This is a genomic window from Gemmatimonadaceae bacterium, from assembly GCA_030647905.1.
In the GTDB taxonomy this organism is placed as follows: Bacteria; Gemmatimonadota; Gemmatimonadetes; order Gemmatimonadales; family Gemmatimonadaceae; genus UBA4720.
Genome location: JAUSJA010000025.1, coordinates 1 through 24,523, shown reverse-complemented (window position 1 = coordinate 24,523; position 24,523 = coordinate 1). Strand labels below are relative to the sequence as shown.

The window sequence follows — 24,523 nt, the reverse complement described above, 5'->3', positions numbered from 1 at the left end:
ATTCCGTTAATGCGCTCAGTTGCCCTCACCATGCTCCTCTCGGCAGGCGGTCTCGCCCTCACGCCACTGCCCGCCGACCACGATGTGCTTCGCGGTTTCACCCCGGAATCATCGAAGACCCAGCTCGAGTGGGAGGCGAAGTTCAAGGCCATTCCGCAGCCGACGCGGATGCGCGAGGCGATGCGGCTGCTCTCCGCCAGACCGCATCACGTCGGCTCAGCGTACGGCAAGCAGAATGCGGAGTGGATCCGCGACCAGTTCCGTTCCTACGGATGGCAGGCGGAGATCGAGACCTTCGACGTGCTTTTCCCGACGCCGAAAGAGCGCGTTGTCGAGATGGTCGCGCCGACGAAGTTCACCGCCAATCTCGACGAGACGGCCATAGACGTTGACCCGACCTCCGGCCAGAAGGACGAGCAGCTCCCGCCATACGTGGCCTACTCGGCCGACGGCGACGTCACCGGCCCGCTCGTCTTCGTCAACTACGGAGTTCCGGCTGACTACGACGAGCTCGAGCGCCGCGGCATATCGGTGAAGGGCGCCATCGTCATCGCGAAATACGGCGGCTCATGGCGCGGCATCAAGCCGAAGGTCGCGGCCGAGCATGGCGCGATCGGCTGTATCATCTACTCCGATCCGGCCAACGACGGCTACGCGGGCGGAGATGTCTTCCCCAATGGTCCGATGCGTCCGCCTCAGGGTGTGCAGCGCGGATCCGTCGCCGACATGCCCACGTATCCCGGCGATCCGATGACGCCCGGCGTCGGCGCGACGAAAAACGCGAAGCGGCTTCCGCTCGACCAGGTCCCGACTATCACGAAGATCCCGACGCTGCCGATCTCCTACGGAAATGCGCAGCCGCTGCTCGCTGCACTGAAAGGCTCGGTGGTGCCCGCCGCATGGCGCGGCGGATTGCCGCTCACATACCGCTTCGGCCCCGGCCCGGCGATGGTGCATCTCAAGGTGAAGTCCGACTGGAACATGCGCACCCTCCACAATGTCATCGCCAAGCTGCCCGGCACCACCGAGGCCGACCAGTGGATCGTCCGCGGCAATCATCACGACGCCTGGGTGAATGGCGCCCAGGATCCGATCTCCGGGCTCGTCGCCGAGCTGGAGGAGGCGCGCGCCCTCGGAGAGCTGGTGAAGCAGGGATGGAAGCCGAAGCGCACCATCGTCTACGCCGCGTGGGATGGGGAAGAGCCCGGACTCCTCGGCTCGACCGAATGGGCCGAGACTCACGCTGATGACCTGGCGAAGAAAGCCGTGGTGTACATCAATAGTGACACCAACGGCCGCGGCTTTCTCAACGTCGCCGGGTCGCACACGCTGGAGAAGTTCATCAACGACGTGCAAAAGGACATTGACGATCCCGAGGCGCACGTCAGTGTGTGGAAGCGGAGTCAGGCCGCTGCGATTCGGTCCGGCACTGCCGACGAGCGCAAGGATGCGTGGAAGGAGGGCGATCTTCATATAGATGCGCTCGGCTCCGGTTCCGATTACTCGCCGTTCCTCCAGCACCTGGGAATCGCCGCGCTCAATCTCGGCTACGGTGGGGAGGACGAGGGCGGGATCTATCATTCCATTTACGACGACTTCTACTGGTACACGCACTACAGTGACACGTCGTTCGTGTATGGCCGCGCGCTCGCGCAGACGATCGGTGTGGCGGTGATGCGCCTTGCTGACGCGGATCTGCTGCCGTTCTCGTTCACCAATCTGGCGGAGACTGCCAGGGGCTACGCGACCGAGCTCCAGCGACTGCGTGACACGCGCAACGAGCAGATCACCGGCGACAATCGTTCGATTGACGCTGGCGTGTATGCACGGGTGAGCGATCCGCGCGAGCCCATGGTGGGGCCGGCGCGCCGCAGTTCACCGCCTCAATTCAACTTCGCGCCTCTGCTCAACGCGCTCGATTCACTCGCCAGCGCGGCGTCGCGATACGACAAAGCAGCGGCTTCGGTTCCTTTGCAGGCATCAGGTGCGGCACGTGCCGCGTCGCTGAAGGCCGTGAACGAGCGGCTCGTGCAGGCCGAGCGCGCACTCACATCCAACGACGGTCTCAAGGGCAGGCCTTGGTACAGGCATCTTCTTTACGCTCCCGGCTTCTATACTGGATACGGCGTGAAGACCATGCCCGCCGTGCGCGAAGCGATCGAGCAGGGGCAGTGGGGTGACGTGGACCGCGAGGTTGCGCGGATCGCGAGCGCGCTGAGCAGGGAAGCGTCGCTGGTGAGTCAGCTCGCGGCGGAACTATCGCCGGCGAAGTGAAGGGTGAGCGGCGGGAGGGCGCAGGTTCAGCGGAACCCCGTGATCTGCGCTTCCTGAAAGGCGGCCTTCATGACACGCTGCAGATAATCGGCGTCAGGATTGAGCTCGCTCTTACGGGCCGCTGAATTGTACGAGAACAGCACGATGCCCCTGGCTCCGAGCTCGCGTGCAGCATGGATCTTCGCCACTGCGGAGTCGGCAGGCTGGCGATAAGCGGCAATGCCCGCCCATACGTGATCGCGCCCACCGGCCTCCACAGCGACGCGGATCTGATCTCGAAAGATCTGCGTGTTGGGTGAGTACGCCATCAGCGCGGCAACGTCCAGGAAACCACGGCGCAGCCAGCTCGTCCAGTCCTGAAAACGATTCTCGTATGCATCCTTCGCGTTGGCGAATACATCAGCGGACACGATCACATTCGGATTGCGCTTCTTGACGCCGTAATAAATACGCTCGACGAGCTCGGTGACCTGCGCACGGCGGAAGTCGTTGTATCCCGACGGAAAGGAGTCCACGTAAACGAGGGGGTCAGATTCCAGCGCCGCAAATCGGGAGCGCTCGTCGTCCCTCAGTTGCGGCAGCAGCCACAGACGGAATCGGTAGAGCGAGATGCGCGAGTAATCGTAATCCGGTGCAGGATAGCGAACATAGTCGAAGTTGATCCCATCGACGTCGTAATGCTCGAGAACGTCCATCCATAGCGAATAAACGTGCTCCTTCGTTTCCGGCGCAGCCGGCGACATGTAAACTCCTTCCACGCGATCGCGCGCACCCTTCGAGTACTCCAGTATCTTCGCGCGGAACAGCGAATCGCGCGGATCGACAGAGTACAGCTCGCGCGCGAGTTTGTACGGAACCGCGAGAAGATCCGGCCGCATGTTGTAGATGTGGCGCGGGTCAGTCGGCGGATTGTCCATGTTGGCAAGGAAATTCGTGTTCAACCAGGCATGCACGGCGATGCCACGGCGATGAGCTTCCTTGATGGTCAGCGCGAGGGGATCGAACTTCGCGCGCTTGACGATCGATTCGGCCCGCGGTTCCCAGCGCGCATTGTAGAACGCATCTCCGCGACCGCGCACCTGCACGATGAGCGTGTTGAATCCGTTCTCGTGAGCGCGCGCGACCATCAACCTGATGCTGTCGGGATGGGCCAGCGTGGTGCGGACGACCCATAACGCGCGGACCTCCGGTGGTGTCGCGATTCGCGGGCCCGGCGTTCCAGGCTTCTGGGGCGCGCACGCCGCCACTAGCAGTGCGCCGATGAGCAAGCCCTTCGAAGCGGTATTCATGGGGTCCGGTGTGTGGGGTGTGAACCGAATGTGCCTCGGCGCCTGGCCAACCGCGTGATGACAGGCACGTTCATGTGAGCTCGCGCTCCTGCATATTATACCGATTCCCGTTACTTGCCAGCGATGCCATCGAATATGCGCTTCCGGGTCGTCACGGCAGTCGGCGTCGTCCTGATCGCGATCGCGATTGCGGCCTTCGCCGTCGGCCGGCATTGGCAACAGGCAACCCAGCCCGCTGGAGCGCCGCGCGCCGGGTTCGTCGGCGCCACGGCGTGCGCCTCGTGCCACGCCGCTGAGTACGCGTCCTGGAAATCGTCGCAGCACGCCGTCGCCATGCAGGACGCCAAGCCGGGCGCGGTGCTCGGCCGGTTCGACGGCACGCGCTTCACGAGCGGCGCCGTCACGTCGACGTTCTTCCGCCGCGGCGATCGCTACTTCGTGAACACCGACGGCGAAGACGGCGCGCTGCATGATTACGAGATCCGCTGGACGTTCGGCGTCTATCCGCTCCAGCAGTACCTCGTGGAGCTCACCGGCGGACGCGTGCAGGCGCTCACCGTCGCCTGGGACGCTCGCCCCGCCGTCCAGGGCGGGCAACGCTGGTTCTCGCTTACGCCTGGTCGCGCCGCCGGACCGCCGGACGAGCTCCACTGGACGGGGCGTCAATACAACTGGAATTACATGTGCGCCGACTGTCATTCGACGGCTGTCCGAAAAGGCTACGACGAGCGCACCAATCAGTTCCGCACGTCGTTCGCCGAAGTCAACGTGGCGTGCGAAGCGTGTCATGGTCCCGGCTCGCGGCACGCGGCGTGGGGGCGCTATCCCGCCTGGCTGCGCTCAATCGTCTGGCACGACGATGGACTCGAAGCGCGGCTCACAGAGCGTCGCGGCGCGCATTGGACCACCGATTCGACGTCGGGCATTCCCTGGCGCAGCGCGTCGCGTCGCACCGATCACGAGATCGAGACGTGTGCCCAGTGTCACGCCCGCCGCGTGCACATCGCCGATGGCTATACGGCCGGCGCGCACTTGCTCGACTACTACATCCCGGCGCTCATCTTCTCCGGCCTGTACCATCCGGACGGCCAGCAGCTGGGCGAGGTCTTCAACTACGGCTCGTTTCTGCAGAGCAAGATGTACGCATTCGGCGTGACCTGCTCTGATTGTCACGATCCGCACACAGCGAAATTGCGCAACCCCGGCAATCAGGTCTGCACGCAGTGCCACCTCGCCGCGAAGTACGACACGACCGCGCACCATCATCACCTCGCCGTCGGTCCCGGCGCGACGTGCACGTCCTGCCACATGCCCGCGACCACGTACATGCAGGTCGATCCGCGTCATGATCACAGCATCCGCATCCCGCGGCCGGATCTCACGGTGGCCATCGGTGTCCCGAACGCCTGCAATGCGTGCCACACGGATCGCGACGCACGCTGGGCCGCCGCGCAGATCCGTGTCTGGTATCCGACTCCGCTGCCGGGATTTCAGCGCTTCGCCGGCGCGTTCGCGGCCGACGATCGAGACGACTCGAGCGCGACCGACTCGCTCGCCCGTGTGGCCAACGACTCCACCGAGCCATGGTTCGTGCGCGCCTCCGCACTCGGCCGGCTCGCCGAGCGCCCGGGCTCAATCGCGCTCCAGGCGGCAAATGTGTGGGCGCACGACAGCCGGCCACTCGTTCGCCTCGCGGCGCTGCAGATCGCGGAGAGCTTCGGCGCCCCGCAGCGGCTTGCACTCGGCGTGCCGATGCTCGCCGACAGCACTCGCGCCGTGCGCCAGGGCGCGGCCTGGCTGCTTGCGCCGATTACCGATTCACTGAAGAGCGCCGATCAGCGGCGCGCGTTCGATGCCGCGGCCGCGGAGTTCGTCGCGAGCCAGCGCTACAACGCCGATCAGCCGGGCAATCGCATCGCGCTCGGCGTGTTCTTCGCGCAGCGCCGCCAGCTCGATTTGGCGGAAGCAGAGTTCCGTGCGGCGCTGCGGCTGGATCCGCGAATGGCCGAGGCGGAGGCCGCGCTTGCGGCGATCCAGAGGGCCCGGGGCGGCGCGCCGCCGCCGCAGCGGAATCCGCACTGAGAAACTCGGCATTATTCCCCGCTTCAACAGCGAAGCAGAGAGGATAGGGCGCGAGCTGTTGGCAGCCATCCCCTGCGGGGACCAGCAGCGCTTTCGCGGTCCTCATGCTGGCCGCTGCCCGGAAAGGCGTTTGACCTTCCCCGGCTGTGCCGTCCATGAGATCGAGGGTGGAAGGATTCGACGGCTTTGGGCGAGGTGTCCCCCTGCGACACCGTCAGGATGCCATACGCGGGATGCTCATATTCACCGACGTAGTCGGCGATTCGATGAGATGGCCTGGTGTTCGCGACACGTCCCGCGCCCGCTTTCGGACGCGCGATCAGTTGCAGTCATCTCCGCATGCATCCTCGCCGCGCACTCCCTCCAACCCCTCGATCGCGATGATTGGAACCATTGCGAGCGCCGCGATCGAATCAGCCCACCACAACCCGAACACCGCCGTAAGCCCCACGCCAGCGAGCGCGATCATGGAGAGGTACGCGCACAATGAGGTTTGCCTGGCATCCGCCTCGAGAGCCCTGCTACCGAGCTGCACGGCGACCTGGCGTCTCTGTTTCGCAAGCCAGGGCATGACGATGACCGAAAGAGTGAGAATCCCGACTCCCATGGGACTCTTCTCGGGGGTGTCCTTTTGGTACAATGCCATGACGCTTCCGACGAAGACGTATGCGGCGAGGACCAGGAAGCTCGCTCCGATCGTTCTCAGTGCGGCTCGCTCCACACGAACGCGCCGCTGCGAATCGAAATCGGCTCGCAATCGCCATTGAGCAGCGATGCTCGACGTCACCTCGACGAGGCTATCCAGGCCAAATGCGATAAGCGCGACGCTGCCCGCGATGAACCCTGCGAGGACGGACACGACCGCCTCGACAACGTTGTAGCCAATTGTTGCATAGTTGAGAAGGAGCCCGCGACGAACGAGCGCGGAGCGGCTGGTGTCAGTCAAAGAGTGTCTCCGGGTTCGAGCCCGCCTGACGAATCTTACAGAATTATATATTCGTTGCGGCGTCGGCCCCGCGACCCGCAGGCTAAGCGCTACGGTCAGGCCCGCGGTGGAGCCGCCGGGGATCATCGCGGCATGTGTCGGGAAATCCCCGTCAGATAATCAGGTAAATCCCGGAAGCATTCGTTCGCGGCGCTTCCCATCGTTGTGCGTGACAGTCGGCGCGGGGCCCGGACATCGGTCGTCGCGAGCTGGTTCGCATGATCATCACGCGGAGGACGCGCCATGTGCCTGGGCATTCCCGGGAGGATTGTCGAGCTTCGTGACGACGGCGGATTCCCCATGGGCGTGGTGGACTTCGGCGGCGTCCGGCGCGAGGTGTGCCTGTCGTACGTGCAGGCCGACGCCGCCGTGGGGGACTACGTGATCGTGCACGTCGGCTTCGCGATCTCGAAGGTCGACGAATCCGAGGCGCGCCGCACCTTCGAAGTGCTCCGTGAGATGAGCCGACTCGACGAGCTCGACTGGATTGGCGAGGTGGCCGATGCGGCGCTCGCCGGACAATCCGCTGCGCCCGCACCGGGCGGAGCACCGTGAAGTACCTCACCGAGTACCGGGACGCGACGATCGCGCTCCCGCTGATCGAGCGAATCAAGCGCACGGCCACGCGCCCGTGGACGCTCATGGAAGTGTGCGGCGGCCAGACGCATACCATCGTGCGGCAGGGGCTCGACGAGCTGCTCGAGGGCGCGATCGAGATGATCCACGGACCCGGTTGCCCGGTGTGCGTGACCCCGCTCGAGCAGATCGACAAGGCGCTCATGCTTGCCGCGCGTCCCGAAGTGATCTTCACGTCGTTCGGTGACATGCTGCGCGTGCCGGGCAGCGACTGCGACCTGCAACAGGTTCGCGCGCGCGGCGGCAACGTGCGCGTCGTGTACTCGCCCCTCGACGCGCTCGAGATCGCGCGTCGCAACCCGGACCGCGAAGTGGTCTTCTTCGCCGTCGGGTTCGAGACCACGGCCCCCGCGAACGCGATGGCCGTCTGGCGGGCCCGCGAGCTTGGCGTGCCGAACTTCACCGTGCTCGTCTCGCACGTCACCGTCCCGCCCGCGATCAGCGCGATCATGCAATCGCCGGACAACCGCGTGCAGGGGTTTCTCGCCGCCGGCCACGTCTGCGCGGTGATGGGATGGACGGAATACGAGCCCCTCGCGAAGCGATATCGCGTCCCGATCGTCGTCACGGGGTTCGAGCCGCTCGATATTCTCGAGGGGATGCTGATGGCGGTGCAGCAGCTCGAGGCCGGCCGACACATCGTGGAGAACCAGTACGTGCGCTCCGTGCGGCGTGAGGGAACGCCGGCGGCCCGCATGCGCGTGGAGGAAGTCTTCGAGCTCGCCGACCGGAAATGGCGCGGCATCGGCGAGATCCCGATGAGCGGCTTGCGGCTCCGGCCGGAGTTCGCCGCCTTCGACGCGGAGCTGAAGTTCGGCCTGGGCGATGTTCACGTGAACGAACCCGCCGAGTGCCACGCCGGCGAAGTGCTCACGGGAAAGCTCAAGCCGCCGCGATGCCCCGCGTTCGGCACCCGCTGCACTCCCGAGCGCCCCCTTGGTGCGCTCATGGTATCCGCCGAGGGTGCGTGCGCGGCGTACTATCATCTCGCGAAGTACCGCGGGTCCGGCGACTCCGCGGCGGCAGGAGCGGTGTCGTGACGGCCGTGGGTTCGGTCACGCTCGCCTGCCCGGCGCCGCTCGATGCTTCCGACCGCGTGCAACTGGGCCACGGCTCCGGCGGGAAGATGAGCGCGGCGCTGCTTCGCCAGCGCTTCCTTCCAGCGCTCGCCAACGACGCTCTGGCGCAACTCGGCGACGGCGCGGTGGTGAATGTCGCGGGAGTCGAGGTCGTAGTCTCGACAGATACGTTCGTCGTGAGTCCGCTGGAGTTCCCGGGAGGCGACATCGGGTCGCTCGCCGTTCACGGCACGCTGAACGACGTCGCCATGATGGGGGCGCGGCCCGTGTGCCTGACGGCTGGCTTCGTGCTCGAGGAAGGGCTTCCTCTCGACATCCTCGACCGCATCGTTCGCTCGATGGCGGATGCAGCGAGACTGGCGGGCGTGCCCGTCGTGGCCGGTGACACGAAGGTCGTGGAGCGCGGAAAGGCCGATGGTCTCTACATCAACACCACCGGCATCGGGGCGGCCGACGCGCGATTCCGCCCGGCGCCGGAGCGCGCGCGGGCCGGCGACGTGGTGATCGTGAGCGGCGCCATCGGCCGCCATGGCATGGCGATCATGGCCACGCGTGAAGGGCTGGCGTTCGAGACGACCATCACCAGCGACAGTGCCTGCCTGGTCGGCCTCGTCGAGCGCCTGCGCATGGCGCGCGTCGACGTGCACGTGCTGCGCGATCCAACGCGCGGCGGCGTGGCGAGCGCGCTGAACGAGATCGCCGCAGCATCCGGGGTCGGTGTCGAAATCGACGAGACCGTGCTTCCCGTGCCGGACGACGTACGCGCTGCGTGCGAAGTGCTCGGGCTCGACCCCATTTATGTAGCCAACGAGGGCATCCTGCTCGCCTTCGTCCCCGCCGGCGACGCCGAGCGTGTGCTGGCGGCGCTGCGCTCGCACCCACTGGGCGCAGGGGCGCTCCAGATCGGCCGCGTGATCACCAGGCACCCCGGGGTGGTGGCCCTGCGCACCTCGCTCGGCGGTACACGCATCGTTGACCTCCTGCCGGGGGACCAGCTCCCCCGCATCTGCTAGGGGAACATTCCACTCCGGATTCACGGCGATTCACGGCGATTCACGGCGATTCGCGGTGTGCGGATAACCCGTACGGCCATTCCTCCTTTCCCTGACAGTCGCGTCTCGCATCGTGTCGTAGGATGACTCACGCCATCCCGAGGTTCCGATGATGACTCCCTCCGCGTACGCTTGGACCGAAGGTGAAACCCTAGCCCAGCATTTCGAGTCGCGCGGTGTCTCGCGCCGCGATTTTGTGAAGTTCTGCAGCGAGATCGCTGTCGCACTTGGTCTCGGGATCGCCGCCGGCCCGCGCATCGCCAGGGCGCTCGAATCGGTGAAGCGGCCGAGCGTCATCTGGCTGCAGTTGCAGGAGTGCACCGGCTGTGTCGAGAGCGTGCTCCGCACCGCCGACCCGACCATCGGCGACCTTCTCCTCGACCTCATCTCGCTCGACTACAATCACACGCTCATGGCAGGGGCGGGTGCAGCAGTCGAACGGGCCAAGCAGAGTGCGATGGCCGCCAACAAGGGGAAGTACGTCCTCGTCGTCACCGGGTCGATCCCCACGAAGGAGGGCGGCATCTACACCGTGGTGGGTGGGCGCACCGCCGAGGATCTGGTGAAGGAAGCGGCTGAGGGCGCCGCCGCGATCCTTGCCGTCGGCGCGTGCGCGCACTGGGGGAGCGTGCAGGCGGCGCGCCCCAACCCCACGGGCGCGGTGGGCGTGCGTGACATCATCAAGAACCGGCCGATCGTGAACATCGCGGGCTGTCCACCCATCGGGGATGTGATCACCGCGACCATCGTGCACTACCTGACGTTCGGACGCCTGCCGGCCGTGGATCGCGAGGGGCGGCCCCTCTTCGCCTACCGCGAGCGCATCCATGACCAGTGCTCGCGCCGCGCGCATTTCGACGCCGGACAATTCGTCGAGTCGTTCGATGACGACTCCGCACGCAAGGGATGGTGCCTGTACTCCGTGGGGTGCAAAGGCCCGGCGACGTTCTCGCCGTGCCCGATCTTCCAGTGGAATACACGCACGAACTGGCCCATCGGCGCCGGCCATCCCTGCATCGGCTGCACTGAGCCGAACTTCTGGGACACGATGACGCCCTTCTACGGGCGGCTGCCGAATGTGGGTGGATTCCCGGTCGAGCAGCGCGTGGACACGATCGGCGCCGCGCTCGCCATTGGCGCGGCCGCCGGCGTCGCGGCGCACGCAGCCGCCACTGTGTTCACCCAGATCAGGCGCCGCAAGGCGACCCACCAGGTGCCGGAGACGGGACCCGAAACGGAGAATGACGATGGCTAGAACCAGGGTTGTCGTTGATCCGATCACCCGCATCGAGGGCCACCTGCGCATCGAGGCGCAGTCCGAGAACGGGAAGATCGCCAAGGCGTGGGCGTCGTCGACGCAGTTCCGCGGTATCGAGATCATCATGCAGGGGCGCGACCCGCGCGACGCGTGGGCCTTCACCCAGCGGATTTGCGGTGTGTGCACCGCCGTCCACGCCGTGGCGAGCTGCCGCGCCGTGGAGGACGCCCTGAACATCAAGATCCCCGCGAACGCGAACACCATCCGGAACCTCGTGACCGGGATGCAGTTCATCCAGGATCACGTCATCCACTTCTACCACCTGCACGCGCTCGACTGGGTGGACGTGGTGAGCGCGCTCTCGGCCGACCCTGCCGCCGCGGCGAAGATCGGGCAATCCCTGTCGCCGTGGCCCAACAATGGAGAGGCGGAGCTGCGCGCCGTGCAGGTCCGCCTCAAGAAGTTCGTCGGCACCGGCCAGCTCGGCATCTTCACGAACGGCTACTGGGGCCACCCAGCGTACAAGCTGCCACCCGAGGTCAACCTGCTCGCGGTGTCGCACTACCTCGAGGCGCTCGACTGGCAGCGCGACGTGATTCGCCTCCACACCGTGTTCGGCGGCAAGAACCCGCATCCGAACTTCCTGGTGGGCGGCATGGCGTCGGCGATCAACCTGGACCATCCGGCGACCATCAACGCCGAGCGCATCACGGACCTTACCGGCATGATCACGCGGGCGCGGGCCTTCGTCGAGCAGGTGTACTGGCCCGACCTCGTCGCCATCGCCGGCTTCTACAAGGAATGGGGCGCGATTGGCGGTGGCACGCCCAACTTCCTCGCCTGCGGGGAGTTTCCCGAAGGTGACGTGCGGGACCTGGACACGCTCTACTTTCCGCGCGGGATCATCCTCGACAAGGATCTCACCAGGGTTCACGAGTACGACCCGCAGAAAATCCGTGAGTACATCCACAGCTCCTGGTACGAGTATGAGAAGGGGGACGCGGTTGGGCTGCATCCCTACGAAGGGGAAACGAGTCCGAAATACACCGGCCCCAAGCCGCCGTGGACATACCTGCAGGACGAGACCAAGTACACGTGGATGAAGTCGCCGCGGTACGACGGGCGGGCGATGCAGGTGGGGCCGCTTGCCCGGATGCTCGTCGCGTTCGCGAGCGGCCATCGCGACGTGCGCGAACTCGTCCTCGAGGCCCTCGGAAAGCTCAAGGTCGGTCCCGAGGTTCTCTTCTCCACACTCGGACGGACCGCCGCGCGCGGCATTGAAACGGTTCTGCTCGCGCGCAAGATGGAACAGTGGCTCTCGGAGCTCAACGGCCGCATTCGCGACGGCGACCCGGCCACGTTCACGAAGGAGAAGTGGGAGCCGAAGTCGTGGCCGGCGAAGGCCGAAGGCTACGGTTATCTCGACGCACCGCGCGGAGCACTCGGTCACTGGGTGCAAATCGCAGACGGTAAAATCGCGCGCTATCAATGCGTCGTGCCATCCACATGGAACTGCTCGCCGCGTGACGCGCAGGGACAGGCCGGTCCGTATGAGGCGTCGCTGGCGGACAACCACCCGCTCGTGGACCCCGAACGGCCGCTCGAGATCCTGCGGACCATTCATTCCTTCGATCCGTGCATGGCGTGCGGCGTCCACGTCCTCGACGCCGAGGGCAGGGAGGTCGTGGAGGTGAAGGTGCAATGACCGCCCCCGGAGGAGCAGCAACGGGGCGGCGGCGCATCAATTTGTTCGGCCTTGGGCGCCCCCTTTCCCGCGAGCGAGGCAACTTCACCTGGGTTTATCTGTGGAGCGCGCCGATTCGTGCCACCCACTGGATCGCGGCAGCGTGCGTCGTCGTGCTGATCGTTACTGGGTTCTACATCGGTCGCCCGTACTTCATGACCTCGGGAGAGGCGAGTGCCCACTTCCTCATGGGCCGCGTGCGCTTCATCCACTTCACGGCGGCGGCAGTGCTCATCATGGCCGGCATCGTGCGCGTCTACTGGCTCTTCGCCGGCAACCAGTTCGAGCGATTGCCGGCGCTCTTCCCCGTGACGCCGAAGAACGTCCACAACATGTTGCGAACGGCGGGCGCGTACCTGACTTTCCGTCCGGACAAGCAGCCGAGCCTGGTCGGGCACGATCCCCTGCAGCAGTACGCGTACACAGGTCTCTACTTCATGGCGCTTGTGATGGTCGTGACCGGGAGCACCATGTACGGACAATCGAATCCGGGCGGAATCATCTTCCGCGCCTTCGCATGGGTGCCGCTGCTGCTCGGCGGGCTCCAGCGCGTGCGGCTCCTTCATCACGTGCTCGCCTGGGCCTTCATCATCTACGTGGTGATACACGTCTACTTCACGATCCGCTCCGACTACGTCGAGCGCGTAGGCAGGGTGTCGTCGATCATCACCGGCGGCCGCTACATCTCCACCGACGAGCCCTACGAGGACTACGACATCAACCAGGTGCCGGCGCATCAGTGGCCGACGCCCGAGCACCCAAATCCGAAGAAGGAGGCATGAGCGGCAGCGCGGTGATCGGTCTTGGGAATCCGCTGATGGGCGATGACGGTTTCGGCCTCGTGGCGCTCGCGCGCCTTCGCGACGAGTGGACGCTGGAAGGCGTCGAGCTGGCCGACGGTGGCACCTGGGGAATGTCCCTCCTCCCGCTCATCGAGGACGCCGAACGCCTGGTGCTGCTTGACGCCATCGCCGCCGGCGCCACGCCCGGTGAGGTCGTGGTGCTCGAGCGCGACCGGCTGCCGATCTACCTCACCCGAAAGCTTTCGCCGCATCAGGTGGACCTGCGTGACGTCCTCGCGGTCGCCGAGTGGCGCGGCAAGCTTCCGGCGGAGACGGTCGCAATCGGCGTGCAGCCCCAGTCGGTGCAAATGGGCCTCGAGCTCAGCCCGGCGGTGGATCGCGCCGTGGAGACCGCGGTCGGCGTCGTGATCGCCCGCCTGGTGCAATGGGGGCATCGCTGCGAGCCGCGCGAGCCGGCGGCGTCGTGCATGAGATGAGCCTCGCGATGGAAATTGGCCGCATCGCCGAAGCGAAGCTGGGCGATGCGGCTCCGCAACTCGTGACCGTCGCCGTCGACGTCGGCGACAGCGCCGGCGTCGAGCCCTCGAGTCTCGAGTTCTGCCTCGAAGCCGTGTTCGCCACTCCGCCCTTCGCCGGAGCGAAGCCGCACATCGTCCGCTGCGCCGGCGACGTGCTGCGCGTGGCATACCTGGAGGTCGACGATGGCCGTCCGGACGATTGAAGTTCGCGAGCGTGTGATGGCGCGCAACAACGAGATTGCGGCGGAGGTGCGCTTGCGCCTCGCCGGACATGGCGTGACGGCGATCAACCTCGTCTCGTCGCCCGGTGCGGGGAAGACGACGCTGCTCGAGCGCACGCTCGGCGCCCTCGGTGAGGAGCTGGACATTGCCGTCATCACGGGTGACGTGCAGACGCAGAACGACGCCGACCGGCTTGCCGTGCACACCCCGCGCCTCGTCAGCGCGGTCGTCACCGGTGGCGCCTGCCACCTCGACGCCCTGCAGGTGCTCACCGCCATCGACGCGATCGAGCTCGAGCGGACGCGGCTGCTCTTCATCGAGAACGTCGGCAACCTCGTCTGCCCGGCGAACTGGGACCTGGGCGAAAAGGAGATGATCGTCCTGTTCGCCGTCACCGAGGGCGAGGATAAGCCGCTCAAGTACCCGAAGATGTTCGAGAACGCGCGGCGTGTGGTCATGACCAAGACCGACCTGCTACCGCACGTTCCCTTCGACATGGATCGCGCCGTCGCCAACGCGCTTTCCGTGAACCCGGAGCTCGAAGTACTCCGCGTGTCGGCCCTGACAGGACAGGGGCTTGGCGAATGGTTCGACTTCCTGCGCGATTCCGCTCGCCCGGTCAGCACGTCCGGATGACGGCCGCGCCCACGATCACCGCGCGGTTGCTGCGAGTGACGGGCGTTGTGCAGGGCGTGGGCTTTCGCCCGTTCGTGTACCGCCTGGCCGCGCGCCACGCGCTGGCCGGCTGGGTGCGCAACGTCGCCGGAACAGTCGAGATTCACGTGGAGGGCGGATCGGAGGAGCTCGACGTCTTTCAGCAGGAGCTGCGAACGGAGGCGCCGCCTGTTGCGCGGATCAATTCCCTGGAGCTCGCCCCGGCGGAGCCGGCCGGCGCGCACGACTTCCGAATCGTCGAGAGCGCCGACGCGGAAGGCATCCGCCCGGTCACCCCGGATCTGGCGATATGTGCGGAGTGTGAAGCGGAGCTGTTCGACACCGCGGATCGCCGCTTTCGGCACCCGTTCATTACCTGCACGAATTGCGGTCCGCGATACACGGTCATCCGCTCGCTGCCCTACGACCGCGAACGCACCTCGATGGCGGTCTTTCCGCGTTGCGACGAATGTGACACCGAGTATCGCACGCCGGCCGACCGTCGCCATCACGCGGAAACCGTGGCCTGTCACGAGTGCGGGCCCCGCGTGTGGCTCGCTCGTGCGGACGGCATCGCACTGTTGGAGGGCGACGCGGCCATCCGCGACGCCGCCACACAGTTGCGCATCGGCTGGATCATCGCGATTCGCGGCGTTGGAGGATTCCACCTCGCGTGCGATGCAACCGACGACTTCGCGGTGCGCCGGCTCCGCGAACGCAAGCAACGCGATGCCAAACCCTTCGCCGTGATGGTCCGGACCATCGCCGAAGCCCGCGCCCTCGGCGCCGTCTCCGCGCAGGAGGCCCGGCTCCTCGGCGGCCCGGAGCGCCCGGTGGTGCTCCTCGAGCGAGCTGCCCGCTCGCGCCTCGCGCCATCCGTATCGCCCCAGCTCGACCGCGTGGGCGTGATGATCGCGTACACGCCGCTCCACCACCTGCTGCTCGAGGCCGTCGGCCGGCCCCTCGTGATGACCAGCGGCAACCTCAGCGACGAGCCGATCGCCATCGGAAACGCCGAGGCGCGAATCCGACTGCGCGACATCGCCGACCTGTTCCTGCTACACGACCGGGAGATCCTCTCGCGCATTGACGACTCGGTCGCCCGCGTCGTTGACGGCGTGCCGGTGCTGTTGCGCCGCGCCAGGGGCTACGCGCCACTCACCCTGAGGCTTCCCGTTCCTTCTCCCCGGCCGCTCCTGGCAGTTGGGCCCCACCTCAAGAACACCTTCACGCTGGTCCGCGGCAGCGCGGCCCATGTGAGCCCTCACATTGGCGACCTCGACAGTATCGAGAGTCTCGAGCACTTCCGCGCCGCTCTCGCGCGCTACGAGCAGCTCTTCCGCATCGCGCCGGAGGTTGCCGTGCGCGACCTGCATCCCGGGTACTTCTCGACCCGCCTGGCCGAGGACCTCGGACTGTCGAGAACCATCGCGGTGCAGCATCACCACGCCCACATCGCCGCGGTGGCGGCCGAGCATGGGGTCACGACGCCGGTGGTCGGGCTGGCTTTCGACGGCACGGGGCTCGGCGACGACGGACACGTGTGGGGCGCCGAGACATTGGTCGCCGACCTCAACGGATACCGGCGCGCGGCGCACTTGCGGTATGTGCCACTCCCCGGCGGCGACCTTGCGGCGCGCGAACCGTGGCGCGTGGCGCTTGGCTACTTGTCATTGGAACCCGGCGTTGCCGACGCGTTCGAGTTGGCGTTCCGCGGCATCAAGCCCGACCACCGAGCCACTGCCGGGCGCCAGATCGAGCGGCGGCTCAACGCACCGCTCGCGTCATCGATGGGACGGCTCTTCGATGCCGCATCCGCCATTCTCGGCCTCCGGCAGCGCGCCAGCTACGAAGGACAGGCGGCAATGGAACTTGAATCACTCGCCGGCGCGCAGCCGGCCGAACCATTGACGTTTCCGGTGCGCGAAACCGGCGACTCTCTCATGCTCGATCCCATTCCTCTGCTCGCCGCACTCGGCGAGCAACGCCAACGTGGCGTTGACGCTGGCTTGCTCGCGGCACGTTTCCACGAGAGCGTGGCAAGTGCGGCTGCCGAGGTCGCCGTCGCCGTGGCGGACGGCGCCGGCATCGATATCGTGGCGCTGGGTGGAGGGTCATTCCAGAACGCGCGACTCCTCTCCGGCGTCCGCCGGCGCCTCGAGGCGCGCGGCCTGTGCGTGCTCGTGCCGCGCCAGCTCGGGCCAAACGACGGCGCCATCAGCTTCGGCCAGGCGGCCGTCGCCGCGTCGCTTCTCGCTCGCGGGGACTGAGCGATGCACGGCCTCCCAATTGCCTTCGTGGCCAGCCTTCTGCTCGGGATGCGCCACGCCACCGATGCGGACCACATCGTGGCCGTCACCACCATCGTCAACCGTGAGCGAATGACCTGGCGCTCGAGCCGGATCGGCGTGATGTGGGGGCTGGGACACACCCTCACGATCTTCGTGGTTGGGGGCGCGATAGTTCTCTTCAAGTTTGCGTTCACCCCGCGCCTCGGACTCTCAATGGAGTTCTGCGTTGCGCTGATGCTGATGGTCCTCGGTTATCTCAATCTCACAAGTCACGCCCCCCTTGCCGACGCCGTACCGCAACTCCGCCCGTTTCTGGTCGGCGTCGTACACGGCATGGCCGGCTCGGCCGCGGCAGCACTGCTGATCCTCCCCCTCATTGACGACCCGCGGTGGGCGCTGCTCTATCTCGGCGTGTTTGGGCTGGGAACCATGGCCGGCATGGCCATGGTAACCCTGGCGATCGCCGCGCCCGCGATCTATGTGGGAGCGAGGCTCGTGGGCCTGCAGCGCGGCATTCGCGTTGCGTCCGGCGCCGTGAGCCTCGCCTTCGGCGCGTACCTCGGCTACAAGGTCGGGTTTGTTGATGGGCTGTTCACCGCTCAGCCCCACTGGACGCCGCCGTGATAAGCAACCCCGGTGTTTTTCCCGCGCCGCCCGGCTGATGACCGCGTTGGTCGGCGACGGGATCCCGCGTGCCGCGTACGCCGCATCAGGAGTGAAGCGCGAGCTAGGGGTTTGCCGGAGTCCCGGGATTGGTCGCGCGAACTGTGAACGGATAAGGAAGATATCGCACCTTTGCCAGCGCGATCTTCCCGAAACGGCGCTCATCCGCCCAACGCAGTCCCATCGCGAAGAGCGAATACGTCCGTTGTGTGAAGATCTCCTCGAGCACCGCTGCCTGGGTGGAAAGGCCGGCAGCGGTCTTTGACGGCAGTCCCGCGCGGTTGCGAACGACGTTGATCTGCACGATCGCCTCCGGCAGCCGGTTGAGCCTTGCCAGCGCTTCGGCGCGAATGAGGCTCAGCTCGTCCTGCGAGAACACGGGAATCGGATCCGCGTCGGTGAGGTAGATGTTCGTCTCGAACATCGACGCTCCGCCGAGCGGCGCGAACGCGGTCGTCCTGGTGAACTTGTCCACCCGCGTGTCGCCGGGCTCGGCGTTCGTTCTATAGGTGGAGATGACGCCGAAGTATTTCGAGCCGTGGAACAGATCGCGGAGCGCATTGATGTCGGCGCCGGCAAACGTGATGACCGAGCTGGCCGTGGCCGGAACCTCGTTGGCGAAGCCGAGGGTCGCATCGTAGTTGCCTGCGGCCAGGGAATAACGCGCCTGCATCGCGCGGATTGTGTTGAGGAGGTCAAAGTTGGGAGAGAGAATGGATCCGGTGAAATCAGTCGTCAGCGTCGTCCCGGTGACATCGGTCTTGGCGCTGGCCAGCAGCGACAGGATCTCCGTCAGTGCGGTGGGCCGATCGACGAATGTCGCGCCGCCGTCTATCGATATCTTCTCGAACGCTTCGATCAGGAATCCGTACGCCATTGCCTTGCACAGCTTGGCAAGGCCGACCATTCCGGCGCGCGTTCCCGGAGCGAACGTGAGGTTGTCGATGTTGTCGAGGATGTCGTTGGCGGGCTTCACGACTCCGTAGTTCTTCGCCCAAATGTCGAGCAGATCAACGTTCGTCTCCTCGATCGCCGAATTGGCGCTGGCGGTCGGAAAGTTCTGGAATTCGCGCTGCGTTGATTGCGTGGCACTCGTATTGGCAAGCTCTCCGGAAATCAGGCCGGGAACGTAGATGTTCTCCTCCATCGAGTTGCCGAGCCGTCCCTGCATTCCGACGGCGAGAGCGCGGAGGCCGGCGACCGAGATAAGAACGCCCTGCTCGGTTGCCGCGTTCGGATTGGAGATGTCGAGCTCGCAGGCGGCGAGCGACAATGCGGTGAGAGCCGCGGCAATCGGGCGGAGGGTCACGCGGCGATTCTGAGAATGGAATTTCATTTCGCGTCCCCTCCGGTTAGAAGTTGGTGGTGAAGGTGAGCGCTACGCTGCGCGGGATGGGAACGGTCGCGAAGCTGAAGCCTCGAACGAGAGTCCGTTGTGCGCCAGCGTTGGTCTCCGGATCCCAGCCGGTGTAATCGGTCCAGGTCTTGAGATTGCGCCCTGCGAGTGTGAGCGCGGCACCGCGCGAGCCCAGACGACCGAGCAGGCCGGCGGGAAGGCTATAGGTGACGGATAGCTCGCGCAGCTTTACCCAGGTTCCGTTCTCGATGTACTCCTGGAAGATGCTGCGCCGCGCCTGGAAGTATCCCTTCGGCACTACGCCGTTCAGCTCGTCGGCGTATGCGGCGCCGCTTCCGAAAGCCGGCGTCTCCAGGAGCCGGCGGTCGAAATTGAATATCTGGCCGCCCTGCACGCCGCCGAACTGCGCGCGGAACGAGAGCGACTTGCCGACGCCGAGGTCGTTGATGAGCGACCAGTACGCCTTCGGGTTCGGGTTGCCGATGACCACCCGCGGCCCGATCGCCGGAATGCCGGTGATCTTGCCGGAAGCGTCCTTGATCGAAACGCCGGCGGCGGTGAGGATGTTGCCCTGCGCATCGCGCACGTATGTCGTGCCGAAGAAGTGACCGGGTGCTTCCCCGGCGGCGACGCGAATGATGTTGAAGCTCTCCGGAATGAAGAACGCGCCGCCGTCACTGACTTTCGTCACCTTGGGATTGTTGGTCGCGTAGGTGGCGGTCGAGCTCCAGGTCAGAGTCGAGCCGCGGAGAATGAACATGCGGAGGAGCGCTTCGATTCCGTGGTTCTCGAGCTCACCGACGTTGGCGAGCTGCTGGAGGAAGCCGGTGGTAGGATCAACGCTCTTGGGAAGGATGAGATCGCTCACGTTCTTGTTGAAGTACGTGAGCTCGAGTCCGGCGCGGCCGCCCAGTACCTCGAGATCGGTGCCGAGCTCGAGCTCGCGAGCGCGCTCGGGCTTCAGCTGCTGGTTGCCCCGCTGCGTGCTGTTGACCGTCCCCGAGCGCGTACCGTTGGGCTCGAAGACGTAATTCGACAGGCGATCGAAGCTGCCCGCTGGCTGACCACCCGAATAGCCGTACGCAGCCCGGAGACGCGCTGTGTTCGCCAGGCGCGAGAGGGACGACTTCCAGAAATCGTAGTCAGAAAGATTGAGCGCGGCTCCCACCTTGGGGAACCATTGCTGTCGCACGTCGGAGCCGAAGGCCGACGACGCGTCGGAGCGAAGCGAGCCGGTGAGGAACAGCCGCTCGCTGACGCCGATCTGCTCCTGCCCGTAGAATCCGAGGGTGCGGCGGTCGTCACGAAACTCGGAGGCGAACTGCTGGCTCCCCTGAACGGTCTGAGCGAGCAGCGCGAGATCAGTCGCACGCGCTGTGACGATGTCCGCCTGCTGGCGCTGCCAGTTCATTCCGGCGCCATGCGTCAGCTTGAGCGACCCCAGGTTCATCACGTAGCTCAGATCGATGTCCGAGTTCACGAGGCGGGCGCGATCGGTCACCGACGTGGAAAGACCGGTTGGCACCGATGGCGCGGATGATCCACGCGGAATGAACAGCTGCGCGTTCTCCGTGTAGCCGTCGAACCCGAGACGATACGACATCGTCAGCCGGTCGATCGGAAACGCCGTAATGTTGAGTCCGCCGATGAACCGGTCGATGGTTTGTGGCGCGTGCCAGTTGGCGATCATCTCCAGCGGATTCGCGAGAGAGAAGCCGTTGGGATAGGCGCCGGTCACCGGATCGGGGTAGAGGTTGTAGCTGTTGGGCATGAACAGGAAGCTCGTCAGCAGGCCGAGATTGAACGTCAGTCCGCCGTTTGGCGCGACATTCGCCTTGCTCGTTATGTAGGCGGTGCTGACCGCGACCTTGAGGCGGTCGTTGAGGGTGCGGTCCAGATTGAGGCGCAGGTTCTGGCGGCGATAATCGGTGCCCTTGAGGATCCCTTGCTGCTGCTCCGACGTGCCGGAGAGGAAGAAAGCGGTCTGGTCGTCGCCCCCCGAAAGTGAAAGCGTGTTGGAGAACCTCGGCGCCGTGCGGAAGAGATCGTCCTGATAGTCGTGCCGTGTGACCGCGACGCCTGCTTCGTTGACCGGCGCCTGGTTTACCGCGACGCGTCGCTCGAGGCCGGCGTTCTCGAAGGTGGTTCGGAATGATGTGCGGAGCGCACCAGGGTGGCCACGCTTGGTGAAGATCTGGACGACGCCGTCGTTGGCGCGCGATCCGTAGAGCGCCGCGGCGGCCGCGCCCTTCACGATCTCGATGTGATCGATCTCGTTGGGATCGAGATCAGCCAGCCGGTTGGACGAGTAGCCGCCCAGGTCTATGAGCGGCGTCGAGGCGTTGTCCACGATCACGCCGTCCACGATGTAGAGTGGCTCGGCGCTCCGGCTGAGCGTCGAGAGACCGCGAATGCGAACGCTCGTCCCACCGCCCGGTTGTCCGGACATCTGCTGCACCAGTGCGCCCGCCACCTTGCCCGAGAGCGCGGCATCCACCTGCAGCGCGTTGGTCTTCGAGATCTCGTCGCCTCCCACGGTGGCGATCGTCGTTCCGAGCGTGCTGCGCTCGGTCTCGCCGCGGGAAGAGGTCACGACCACCTCGCTGAGTCGGAGAACGTCGGGCGTGAGCTGGAAATCCTGATTGATGCTCCCTGCTGTCTGGGCGAGCGTCTGTCGCGCGGGCTTGTAGCCGAGCGAGCGGACGAGCAGCACCATGCCGGGCCTTGGCGAAGCGATCACCAGGCGGTAGGTGCCGTTCTCGACGGCGACAGTACCGAGTGTGGTGCCTTCGATGAGGATCTGTGCGCCGGGGAGTCCGCGGGCGCCGTCACCGGTGACGCGTCCCGCGATGACCATCTGCGCGCTGGCGAGGACAGGGGTGGCGATGATGGAGAGTGAGAGGAGGAGAGAACGAAGAAGAGGGCGCATACGAGTTCTCACTTGGAATGGGAGGTCCTCAGGGCTGACAAGGTAGTTTGGGGAGATGGGACGCGCCATGAATTTGTGTGGCGCGAGGAGACGCGCCATACTTGGGTGACCCCGATTGAGTTTCCATGATTCTGGCTGCTGACGATCACAGAGGTACGGTGCCGCACGTCCCAGCCTGATATCCCGCTACAAGTCCATCGCGGACGGCATCGCGGTGCGCGATGCGCGCAGTCTCCCTGAGAATCCGTTGTTCTGGTCGCCAAGGCCCAGGAACCCGGAGCTGGCGCGGCGCTATCGCGATCGGATCGCCGTCGGGTTCGCCGAGTACGTGCAGAAGTTCAATGCGCTCATGGAGTTTGGTCCCCACAAGCTCGCCGACGTCACGAACCCCGATGTGCTGGAGAACAAGCTGATTCCAGCCGAGATTCTCGACGAAGCGAAGCTCGAGAAGCTGGCGCTCGATATGGTACGTGACTGGAACAAGCAGTCGGCGATTCGACTGGCCAATGCCAGGGCACGTTCGGCCATCCCGACCCCAAAGTCTACGCCGTCATCATCGCCATGAAAGCCGAATGGACGCCGCCGCCGCGCGTGATGGTCCCCGGTACGGAGATCGGGTTTCGCATTACCGCCTCAGACGCGGGCAGCAACGATCCGCGGGGGCTCTATGTAGGCGGCAACGCGGAGTTGCGGGCCAACGTCCCATCGCGCAGCGACGTCTGGTATGGACCAGCGGCGTCGTTCGATCTGCACGCTGGCGAGCGGAGCAAAGGGGCGACCAAGTCGTACACACCACCCGCCGCAACGTCCGGTGACGTCATGTATTTCTCGGCGGCGTACGGGGTGGGGATTCGTCGCGCCGAGTACGTCTATACGTACAGGTTCACGAAAGACGTCGCACACGCGCCCGCACCCGTGATCACCGCCTTCGCGCCACCCGTGCCGATCCGGGCGGTATCTCCTCCCGCTACCCCACCGGCGATTCCCCCAACCGCGCCACCTGCCCCCTCGTCGGCCAATGCGAGCATCAATGGTACTTGGAACGTCTCCTTCAACGGATGGCCCGGCGTCATGGAAATCGCAGAACGTAGCGGCGCGCAGGAAGGGCGATTCAATTTGCGCGAGACTGGATGGGAGCCGATGCTCGACCTTCGCATGGTGAATGGGACCATCAGTTTCCGGCGCACTGGAGGCGATCAGCGGTATACCGGGCTGGTTGTCGGCGGTACGATGCGCTGGACGTTTAGCCAGGGCGGCGCGGGCAGCTATGTGTGGACGGCAAACAGGAGTGGCGGTCCTCCCGACTAGCAATCAGCACCATCGCGATAAGTGCAGGCATCCGGGACCCTCTGACGAGAGGAGAGGTACCGCTTCCGCCAGGGAGACCCCCGCTCGAAGAGAAGGAGCAGAACGACGGCCGGCAACCGTCGCGTGTTCAATGCGTTATCTAATGCGCCCGGAGGGGCTCGAACCCCCAACCTTCTGATCCGAAGTCAGCAACAACCACTAACCTTTAACGACATACTGCCGAACTCTAGAGGGAAACCGAGCGTCGGTGCCGGACTTTCCCGTCATTCGAGCCGCAATTTACCGCGAGAAACGGCCCCACAAACGGCCCCACCCTCCAGAGCTTGCGCGGAAAGGCCCCACCCGCGCGGCGGTACGCGAACGCCGCAGTCGCTGATTGACGAGGCAGAGAAGCGGGCGGTCAAGCTGTTGATGAAGCTGGGCGCAGCTTTACTCAACAGCATCGGCAAGAAGATGCGGGCACATGGTACTGCTCGAGCCGAATTGAGCTCGCGGTGGGATGGGATGGGATCACCCTGCGCCATGCTTCTTTCTCGGAAGCAGGGTTGCGACAATAGGCTGCAGGGATTTCGCAGCAGAGCGCACGACTAGGACAACATGAGCAAGCGCTAAGTGCGGCACCCTCAACGAGTTGATCCAGCGGGAGGCGCCAAGCATTGCAGAATTAGCAGCCGCGGCTTGCAGTGAATGCCGCAATCTCGCAGTATAACGTCGCTGGTTAATAACTAGTTAGGAAGCAAACCACCTCACTCTCGCAACTACGTGATTGACGCTCAGGCAATCGAACTGGTTGGACGTAGTCAACTCACGTCAGAACTATTACGGGCAGGCATCGAGGTCGCCTCACCTTTGCGCGATCGAGGAATCGACCTCATCGTTTACGTAGACACTGGAGACGGTGTGACAGCGTTCACGGCTGTCCCCATCCAAATGAAGGCCGTGAGCGCACGTTCCTTCTCGATTAATAGAAAGTACGACAAGTTCCCGAACCTTCTCCACGCGTATGTCTGGGGAATCCAGGCATCAGAATGCCTAGCGACTTACGCACTGACCCAGCGAGAGGCGGTCGCGGTTGCCGACTCAATGGGATATACGGCCACCGATTCCTGGCGCATCAGTGGGCTCTACTCCACAACGAAGCCAAGCGCGAAATTGATCGGCCTACTTGAGCCTTACCTAATGACGCCCGAGCAATGGAAGGCGAAGGTCCACTTCGCTGCTTCCTAACACACGCTGCTGCTGAGCATCGGCGCCTCCGTCGGGAGCGTAAACCGGCGCTTCGCTGCGGTGAGTTCCCGCGTGAGTGCGGCTAAGTCCCGCGCCGCGATCGTCCGCAGGCGAGGCGGCTGGGCCGGTCCCCCGGCTCGAAAGCCCAGCTT

Annotated in this window: 20 protein-coding genes; 16 read left to right on the top strand and 4 right to left on the bottom strand. The window is 65.4% G+C overall.

Features of this window, described 5'->3' with window-relative positions; genetic code table 11:
* Positions 1–9: 9 nt before the first annotated feature.
* On the top strand, positions 10–2,274 hold the full coding sequence (locus tag Q7S20_04895; protein ID MDO8501160.1) for a transferrin receptor-like dimerization domain-containing protein: 2,265 nt from the start codon (positions 10–12) through the stop codon (positions 2,272–2,274).
* Positions 2,275–2,300: 26 nt separating this feature from the next.
* On the opposite strand, the gene Q7S20_04890 is transcribed toward Q7S20_04895, so the two are convergent.
* Entirely contained in the window at positions 2,301–3,563 is a 1,263-nt protein-coding gene (locus tag Q7S20_04890) for a family 10 glycosylhydrolase (protein ID MDO8501159.1), read from the bottom strand.
* A 123-nt stretch (positions 3,564–3,686) separates the two neighbouring features.
* On the opposite strand from Q7S20_04890, the gene Q7S20_04885 reads away from it, so the two are divergent.
* Positions 3,687–5,645, top strand: coding sequence for a multiheme c-type cytochrome (locus Q7S20_04885; GenBank protein MDO8501158.1), 1,959 nt, complete (start codon positions 3,687–3,689; stop codon positions 5,643–5,645).
* Between the two features lie 319 nt (positions 5,646–5,964).
* Here Q7S20_04885 and Q7S20_04880 read toward each other — a convergent pair whose 3' ends face one another.
* Positions 5,965–6,591 (bottom strand): cation transporter, encoded by a 627-nt coding sequence (locus Q7S20_04880; GenBank protein MDO8501157.1) that lies wholly within the window; start codon positions 6,589–6,591, stop codon positions 5,965–5,967.
* A 282-nt stretch (positions 6,592–6,873) separates the two neighbouring features.
* On the opposite strand from Q7S20_04880, the gene Q7S20_04875 reads away from it, so the two are divergent.
* The 11 genes from Q7S20_04875 (at position 6,874) to Q7S20_04825 (ending at position 17,511) form a co-directional block, all read left to right on the top strand.
* Positions 6,874–7,185, top strand: coding sequence for a HypC/HybG/HupF family hydrogenase formation chaperone (locus tag Q7S20_04875; GenBank protein ID MDO8501156.1), 312 nt, complete (start codon positions 6,874–6,876; stop codon positions 7,183–7,185).
* Positions 7,182–8,306, top strand: coding sequence for a hydrogenase formation protein HypD (gene hypD, locus Q7S20_04870; GenBank protein ID MDO8501155.1), 1,125 nt, complete (start codon positions 7,182–7,184; stop codon positions 8,304–8,306). The genes Q7S20_04875 and hypD overlap by 4 nt, the downstream gene beginning before the upstream one ends.
* Entirely contained in the window at positions 8,303–9,358 is a 1,056-nt protein-coding gene (hypE, locus tag Q7S20_04865; protein MDO8501154.1) for a hydrogenase expression/formation protein HypE, read from the top strand. Before hypD ends, hypE begins: the two co-directional genes overlap by 4 nt.
* 148 nt (positions 9,359–9,506) lie before the next feature.
* Positions 9,507–10,652 (top strand): hydrogenase small subunit, encoded by a 1,146-nt coding sequence (locus tag Q7S20_04860; protein ID MDO8501153.1) that lies wholly within the window; start codon positions 9,507–9,509, stop codon positions 10,650–10,652.
* On the top strand, positions 10,645–12,360 hold the full coding sequence (locus Q7S20_04855; GenBank protein ID MDO8501152.1) for a nickel-dependent hydrogenase large subunit: 1,716 nt from the start codon (positions 10,645–10,647) through the stop codon (positions 12,358–12,360). The genes Q7S20_04860 and Q7S20_04855 overlap by 8 nt, the downstream gene beginning before the upstream one ends.
* Positions 12,357–13,181 (top strand): Ni/Fe-hydrogenase, b-type cytochrome subunit, encoded by an 825-nt coding sequence (gene cybH, locus Q7S20_04850; protein ID MDO8501151.1) that lies wholly within the window; start codon positions 12,357–12,359, stop codon positions 13,179–13,181. The genes Q7S20_04855 and cybH overlap by 4 nt, the downstream gene beginning before the upstream one ends.
* A complete protein-coding gene (locus tag Q7S20_04845) occupies positions 13,178–13,678 on the top strand; it encodes a HyaD/HybD family hydrogenase maturation endopeptidase (protein MDO8501150.1) in 501 nt (166 codons plus the stop codon). Before cybH ends, Q7S20_04845 begins: the two co-directional genes overlap by 4 nt.
* Positions 13,675–13,923, top strand: coding sequence for a hypothetical protein (locus Q7S20_04840; protein ID MDO8501149.1), 249 nt, complete (start codon positions 13,675–13,677; stop codon positions 13,921–13,923). The genes Q7S20_04845 and Q7S20_04840 overlap by 4 nt, the downstream gene beginning before the upstream one ends.
* Complete coding sequence (gene hypB, locus Q7S20_04835; protein ID MDO8501148.1) at positions 13,904–14,578, top strand: hydrogenase nickel incorporation protein HypB; 675 nt, start codon at positions 13,904–13,906, stop codon at positions 14,576–14,578. The genes Q7S20_04840 and hypB overlap by 20 nt, the downstream gene beginning before the upstream one ends.
* A complete protein-coding gene (gene hypF, locus Q7S20_04830) occupies positions 14,527–16,866 on the top strand; it encodes a carbamoyltransferase HypF (protein MDO8501147.1) in 2,340 nt (779 codons plus the stop codon). Before hypB ends, hypF begins: the two co-directional genes overlap by 52 nt.
* A gap of 3 nt (positions 16,867–16,869) precedes the next feature.
* Positions 16,870–17,511, top strand: a complete 642-nt coding sequence (locus Q7S20_04825; GenBank protein ID MDO8501146.1) for a hypothetical protein — start codon at positions 16,870–16,872, stop codon at positions 17,509–17,511.
* A gap of 103 nt (positions 17,512–17,614) precedes the next feature.
* Here the strand turns inward: Q7S20_04825 and Q7S20_04820 are convergent, their stop codons facing one another.
* Positions 17,615–18,886 (bottom strand): RagB/SusD family nutrient uptake outer membrane protein, encoded by a 1,272-nt coding sequence (locus Q7S20_04820; GenBank protein ID MDO8501145.1) that lies wholly within the window; start codon positions 18,884–18,886, stop codon positions 17,615–17,617.
* 16 nt (positions 18,887–18,902) lie between these two features.
* Positions 18,903–21,836: a TonB-dependent receptor gene (locus Q7S20_04815; GenBank protein MDO8501144.1), complete on the bottom strand. Its 2,934-nt coding sequence runs from the start codon at positions 21,834–21,836 to the stop codon at positions 18,903–18,905.
* Positions 21,837–22,083: 247 nt separating this feature from the next.
* Between Q7S20_04815 and Q7S20_04810 the strand changes: the two genes are divergently transcribed.
* The 3 genes from Q7S20_04810 (at position 22,084) to Q7S20_04800 (ending at position 24,371) form a co-directional block, all read left to right on the top strand.
* Complete coding sequence (locus tag Q7S20_04810; GenBank protein MDO8501143.1) at positions 22,084–22,401, top strand: hypothetical protein; 318 nt, start codon at positions 22,084–22,086, stop codon at positions 22,399–22,401.
* Positions 22,398–23,144, top strand: coding sequence for a hypothetical protein (locus Q7S20_04805; GenBank protein MDO8501142.1), 747 nt, complete (start codon positions 22,398–22,400; stop codon positions 23,142–23,144). Before Q7S20_04810 ends, Q7S20_04805 begins: the two co-directional genes overlap by 4 nt.
* Positions 23,145–24,044: 900 nt before the next feature.
* Positions 24,045–24,371 (top strand): hypothetical protein, encoded by a 327-nt coding sequence (locus Q7S20_04800; GenBank protein MDO8501141.1) that lies wholly within the window; start codon positions 24,045–24,047, stop codon positions 24,369–24,371.
* The last annotated feature ends 152 nt before the right edge of the window (positions 24,372–24,523 follow it).